5 protein-coding genes and 2 tRNA genes are annotated in these 5599 nt (G+C 73.1%); 1 reads left to right on the top strand and 6 read right to left on the bottom strand.

The genetic code is table 11. The features are described 5' to 3' along the window. The 5 genes from I4I78_RS29375 to orn form a co-directional block, all read right to left on the bottom strand. A partial coding sequence (locus I4I78_RS29375; RefSeq protein ID WP_218614760.1) for an FAD-dependent oxidoreductase occupies positions 1-1107 on the bottom strand: 1107 nt, incomplete at its 3' end. Positions 1108-1137: 30 nt separating this feature from the next. Then, positions 1138-1767, bottom strand: coding sequence for a class I SAM-dependent methyltransferase (locus tag I4I78_RS29380; RefSeq protein ID WP_218614761.1), 630 nt, complete (start codon positions 1765-1767; stop codon positions 1138-1140). Between the two features lie 144 nt (positions 1768-1911). Continuing rightward, positions 1912-1983: transfer RNA gene (locus I4I78_RS29385), tRNA-Lys, on the bottom strand. Positions 1984-2087: 104 nt separating this feature from the next. After that, positions 2088-2160 (bottom strand) — tRNA-His (locus I4I78_RS29390). Between the two features lie 76 nt (positions 2161-2236). Continuing rightward, positions 2237-2860 (bottom strand): oligoribonuclease, encoded by a 624-nt coding sequence (orn, locus tag I4I78_RS29395; protein ID WP_218614762.1) that lies wholly within the window; start codon positions 2858-2860, stop codon positions 2237-2239. A gap of 83 nt (positions 2861-2943) precedes the next feature. Here orn and I4I78_RS29400 point away from each other — a divergent pair, with 83 nt between their 5' ends. After that, entirely contained in the window at positions 2944-4509 is a 1566-nt protein-coding gene (locus I4I78_RS29400; RefSeq protein WP_218614763.1) for a helicase HerA-like domain-containing protein, read from the top strand. A gap of 16 nt (positions 4510-4525) precedes the next feature. On the opposite strand, the gene I4I78_RS29405 is transcribed toward I4I78_RS29400, so the two are convergent. Beyond that, positions 4526-5599, bottom strand: a 1074-nt coding sequence (locus tag I4I78_RS29405) for a PH domain-containing protein (protein ID WP_218614764.1), incomplete at its 5' end; no start/stop codon positions are given.

Raw genomic sequence — 5599 nt, forward strand, 5'->3', positions numbered from 1 at the left:
TCCGCGCTCGCGGGCCCTCTCGATCTGGCGCTCGATCCGGACCTGCCCCGCCTGGACCCGTCGGATCGCCGGTTCCCGGTCGGCCTGGATCCCGGCCAGCACGTCGTGGGCGGGAGTGCCCCGGCGTAGCGCAGGGACCAGCCGGTTCGCCGCGGCCACCGCGTCCTGGCAGGCCATCAGGATGCCGTTGCCGCCGACCGGGGAGATCACGTGCGCGGCGTCGCCGATCAGCAGCAGGCCGGGGGAGTGCCAGCGCGGGACCCGGGAGATCTCGACCGGCAGCAGCGTCGTGTCGTTGACGTCGGTGAGCAGCCCGACCCGGTCGGCGAGCCACGGCACCTGCTCGGCGACGAACCGGCGGATCGGCTCCGGCCCGGCCTCGCGCACGGCCGCGATCCCGCCCCGGGGCAGCGAGTAGCCGACCTGCCAGCGGCCCGGGCTGCTGATCAGTCCGAGGTAGTGGTGCTCGCCGAAGTACAGGTCGATGTCGGCGTCGTCCGGGTCGCCGTCGCGGTGCGGGAGCGTGAACCACAGCAGGTCGGTCCGGGCGCCCAGCGACTCGGCCGTCATGCCGGCCAGGCGCCGGACCCGGGAGTACCGCCCGTCCGCGGCGACGACGAGGTCGGCCGCCAGCTCGTGCTCGTCGGTGCCGACCCGGTAGCGGACGCCGGAGACGGTTCCGCTCCCGTCCGTGATCAGCCCGTTGACGGCCGCGCCGGTGCGCAGCTCGAAACCGGGCAGCGTGGCCGCCTCGGCGGCCAGGAAGTCCAGGAACCGGGCCTGCGGCATCAGCGCGACGTAGTCGAACCGCGAGCGCACCCGCCCGTAGTCCGCGGTCGTGACGATCCCGCGCGGGGTGTGGAACCGGAACCGGCGCGCCCGCACGTGCGGCAGCTCCAGGAGCCGGTCGGCCAGCCCGAGCCGGTCGAGCTGCTCGAGGGTCCACGGGTGCAGGGAGTCGCCGCGGAAGTCCCGGTCGAAGTCCCGGTGGCGCTCCAGCAGCGTGACCGGCAGCCCGGCCCGCGCCAGCAGGTAGGCGAGCAGCAGGCCACCCGGCCCGCCGCCCACGACGACGGTGCGGCCGGGGGCGTGCGCGGGCTCGGGCATGCCGCCATCATAGCTCCGTCGGCGAGTATCTCACTCGTCGAGGTTGTTGGACGTGCCGGCCCCGTCGGTCCGTACGAGCGGGCGGCGACAGACGAACAGCCGGGCCGGCGGCGGGTTGAGCCAGACCGTGGCCGTCTCGACGACCTCGTCGAACACCTCTCCCAGGGCGCCGCGCAGGTCGCCGACCCGGCTCGGCAGCGCCATCCAGGTCGTGATCATGCTGAACGCCCCGTCCGGTGCCAGCCGGGCGGCGATGTCGCGCAGCAGGGCCCGCCGCTGCACCGCGGGGAACAGGGCCCAGGGCAGCGAGGAGATGACGACGTCGACGGTGCCGATCCCGGCCTCGTCGAGCAGCCGGGTGAACTCGCGGGCGTCGCCCCGGACGAGCTCGAGCCAGGGCCGGGTCCGGCGCAGGTGCGCGACCAGGTCCGGGTCGAGCTCCACGGCGAGGTGCCGGGAGCCCGGTCCCAGGCGTGCCCGGATCGGGTCCGACATCGCGCCGGTCCCCGCCCCGAGCTCGACGACGGTGCTGGACGAGCCCTGTGGGATGACCTGCGCGATGTCGCGCGCCAGCCGGGGACCGGTGACGAACGGGGTGGCCAGCAGGTCCGGGCGTCGGATCGCCCGTCGCAGGAACGTGAGGTGGTCGGCGCGCGTCATGGCGCACATCGTCGCGCCTCCGGTGCCCGGCCCGCACCCGAGGCGTCGATCGTCACCCGTGCGGAGCCCGGAGCGCACCGAGAACGGGGCCGGAAACGAGTCAGGGGACTCTCCGAACCGGAGAGTCCCCTGAGTCGAGAACTGTGCGCCGTCAGGGATTCGAACCCCGAACCCGCTGGTTAAGAGCCAGCTGCTCTGCCATTGAGCTAACGGCGCAGATATTCAGGAATGCTACTTCTGTCGCAACAGAACCCTTGCGATCGCGACCCGAAGAACATTAACATGCAGTGTTCTCCGGACGATCACCGGGGTGGCGACCGGGTGAGTGACGGGACTTGAACCCGCGGCCCCCTGGACCACAACCAGGTGCTCTACCGACTGAGCTACACCCACCATGCCTACCGGCCTCGCGACCGGCGTGCCGGACAAGCTTAACCGGCCGTCCGGAGGCGATGCGAGGGGGTGCCTCTCAGGACTGGCCCGCAGGTGGGGCGGCCACGTCGGCCACCTCGGCGGCCGCGGCCTGGGCCTGCTCGGTGCTCGGCCCGGGCGGGGCCACGAACAGGGCGCGCCGGTAGTAGGCCAGCTCGCGGATCGACTCCCGGATGTCGGACAGGGCGCGGTGCGCGAGGCCCTTCTCCGGCTTCGCGTAGAAGATCCGCGGGAACCATCGCCGCGCGAGCTCCTTGATCGAGCTGACGTCGACCATCCGGTAGTGCAGGTGCTTGTCCAGCTCCGGCATGTCCCGGGCGAGGAACGCCCGGTCGGTGGCGATCGTGTTGCCGGCCAGCGGCGCGGTACCCGGATCCGGCACGTGCTGGCGCAGGTAGTCGAGGACCATCTTCTCGGCCTGGGCGATCGTGACGGTCGCCGCGCGGACCTCGTCGGTGAGCCCGGACTTGGCGTGCATGTTCCGCACGACCTCCGGCATGTTCTCGAGCGCGGTCTCGTCGCAGGCGATCACGACGTCCACGCCCTCGCCGAGCACGTTGAGCTCGCCGTCGGTCACCAGGGCCGCGATCTCGATCAGGGCGTCGCGCTCGAGGTCGAGCCCCGTCATCTCGCAGTCGATCCACACCAGCCGGTCGGTCATCAGCGCAGCCTAGGTGAGACGGGCCGGGGACACGGGGTGAGCCGCGCGACCACGGACGGTGGAATGGCCTAGTCTCGCGAACCGTGGCCGAGAACACCGCAGCTCAGGACATTGCCGCCGGGTACGCGACCGAGGGGGCGGCGCTCGAGCTGGGCACGGTGCTCGTCGACGGCGTCGTGGATCCGGCCGCGACGGTGCGGATCCCGTTCGCGACGCTGAACCGGCACGGTCTCGTCGCAGGCGCGACCGGCACCGGCAAGACCAAGACCCTGCAGGGGCTGGCCGGCCAGCTCTCCGACGCCGGGGTGCCGGTGCTGCTCGCCGACGTCAAGGGCGACCTGTCCGGGCTGGCCCGGGCCGGTGAGCCGAACCCCAAGGTCGACCAGCGGGCCACCGACACCGGTGACGACTGGACCCCGACGGCGTACCCGGTCGAGTTCATGTCGCTGGGCGAGAAGAGCGCGGCGACCCCGATCCGGGCGACGCTGACCCAGTTCGGCCCGATCCTGCTCTCGAAGGTCCTCGACCTCAACGACACCCAGGAGTCCACCCTGGGCCTGATCTTCCACTGGGCCGACCAGCGCGGGCTGCCGCTGCTCGACACCAAGGACCTGCGCGCCGTCATCCAGCATCTGACCTCGGACGAGGGCAAGGCGGAGCTCAAGGGCATCGGCGGGGTGTCGGCGGCGACGGCCGGGGTGATCCTGCGGGCGCTGGTGAACCTGGAGGCCCAGGGCGGCGAGGCGTTCTTCGGCGAGCCGGAGTTCGACCCGGCCGACCTGCTGCGCGTGATCGATGGGAAGGGCGTCGTCACGCTGCTGGAGCTGGCCGAGCAGTCGGCCAACCCCAAGCTGTTCTCCACGTTCCTGATGTGGCTGCTCGCCGAGCTGTTCGAGGAGCTGCCCGAGGCCGGCGACCTGGACAAGCCGAAGCTGGTGTTCTTCTTCGACGAGGCGCACCTGCTGTTCAACGACGCGTCGAAGGCGTTCCTGGAGCGCATCGAGCAGACCGTGAAGCTGATCCGGTCCAAGGGCGTCGGGGTGTTCTTCTGCACCCAGCTGCCGACCGACATCCCGAACAACGTCCTGTCCCAGCTCGGTGCGCGCGTGCAGCACGCGCTGCGGGCGTTCACCCCGGACGACCAGAAGGCGCTGACGAAGACGGTCAAGACCTACCCGACCTCGAAGGTCTACGACCTGGAGGAGGCCCTGACCTCGCTGGGCACCGGTGAGGCGGTGGTGACCGTGCTGTCCGAGACCGGTGCCCCGACGCCGGTGGCCTGGACCCGGCTGCGCGCCCCCCGCTCGCTGATGGCCGCGATCGGGCCTGACGCCGTGACCGAGGCGGCGAAGGCGTCCCCGCTCTGGGCGAAGTACGGCGAGACGGTCGACCGCGAGTCCGCCTACGAGACGCTGACCGGCAAGATGGCCGCGCAACAGCAGGCGCAGGACGGGCAGCAGGCGGAGGGCGGGCAGCAGGCGCCGGCACCGGCCGACGCCCCGCCGCCTCCGGCCGAGGAGCAGGGCGGGTCGGGCTGGTTCAGCGACATGATCTCCTCGCCGGCGGCCAAGTCGTTCATGCGGTCCGCGGCCAGCGCCGCCGGCCGGGAGATCACGCGCAGCCTGTTCGGTACCCGCCGGCGCCGGTGACCGGAGTGCGACGCCGTCAGCGGCGTTCGGGGTGCGTCTCTCCGGGGACGAACGCGGCGAGTGCGGCGGGCGTGGTGTCGCGGGCGAGGTCGACGGCGGTGGCCGGGTCGACGTCGAGGATCTGGTAGGAGCCCGACCCGGCGCCGGTGACCGCGTCCAGGGTGACCACCCCGGCGCGGCGCTGGAACCAGCTCTGCCGGATCCGCCAGCCGATCACACCGTCGCGTTGCAGGGCGACCGTGCCGCGGACCAGCGAGCCCTGGCGCGCGACCAGGAACCGGTCGTCGAGGCGGTTGCCGAGGGAGCGGTAGCGGTCCAGCCCGAGGACGACCGCCACCGGCAGCGTCACCAGCGAGACCGGGCCGAGCCAGGCCAGCTCCCAGACCTCGCCGAGCACCCATGCCGCGGCCACGAGCACCAGCGCCGGGACGACGGCGCGGGTCAGCCGCCGGGTGCGTGCGACGGCGGGGTGGCGGCGCAGTGCGACGTCGGTGACCGGCACCGGCGACCGCATCGCCACGGCCGCGACCTGGTGCGCCTGCGCGGCCGGCACCGGCGGCTGCAACGCGCCTCCGCCGCCGTCGCGGCCCTCGGACCCGCCGAGCCCGACCGACAGCGCGCCGGCCTGCGCGCCGCGTCCGAGGAGCCGGACCAGCAACGGCTCGGACACCGCGACCCCGCGCAGCCGCTTCTCCGAGACCGACAGCGACCGCTGGGTGAGCAGGCCGCGGCGGACCCGTAGCGTGCCGTCCGGCTCGCGGGTGAGCCGGAAGTTCCACCAGCGCTCGGCGAACAGGACGAGCGCGCCCGCGACGAGCACCACCAGCAGCACGCCGATCCCGGCCCCGATCGCGGCCCACAGCGGCGCGGCGGAGAGCCGGTCGGCGGCGGTGCTGACGCCCGGCAGGGTGCGCGGATCGACGCCGGTCTCGTCGACCACGTTCCAGCCGGCCGCGGCCAGGGCGCCGACGGCGGCCAGCGACGACATCGTCAGCGGGGCGTAGCGCAGTGAGGCCCAGCTCAGCCGGTCCAGCTCGACCGGCTCCACCGCGGTGTCGCCCCCCGGCGCGACCGAGGCCGGAAGCGGTGT

Origin of the sequence: Pseudonocardia sp. KRD291, assembly GCF_019263595.1 — a bacterium.
Lineage (GTDB): Bacteria > Actinomycetota > Actinomycetes > Mycobacteriales > Pseudonocardiaceae > Pseudonocardia.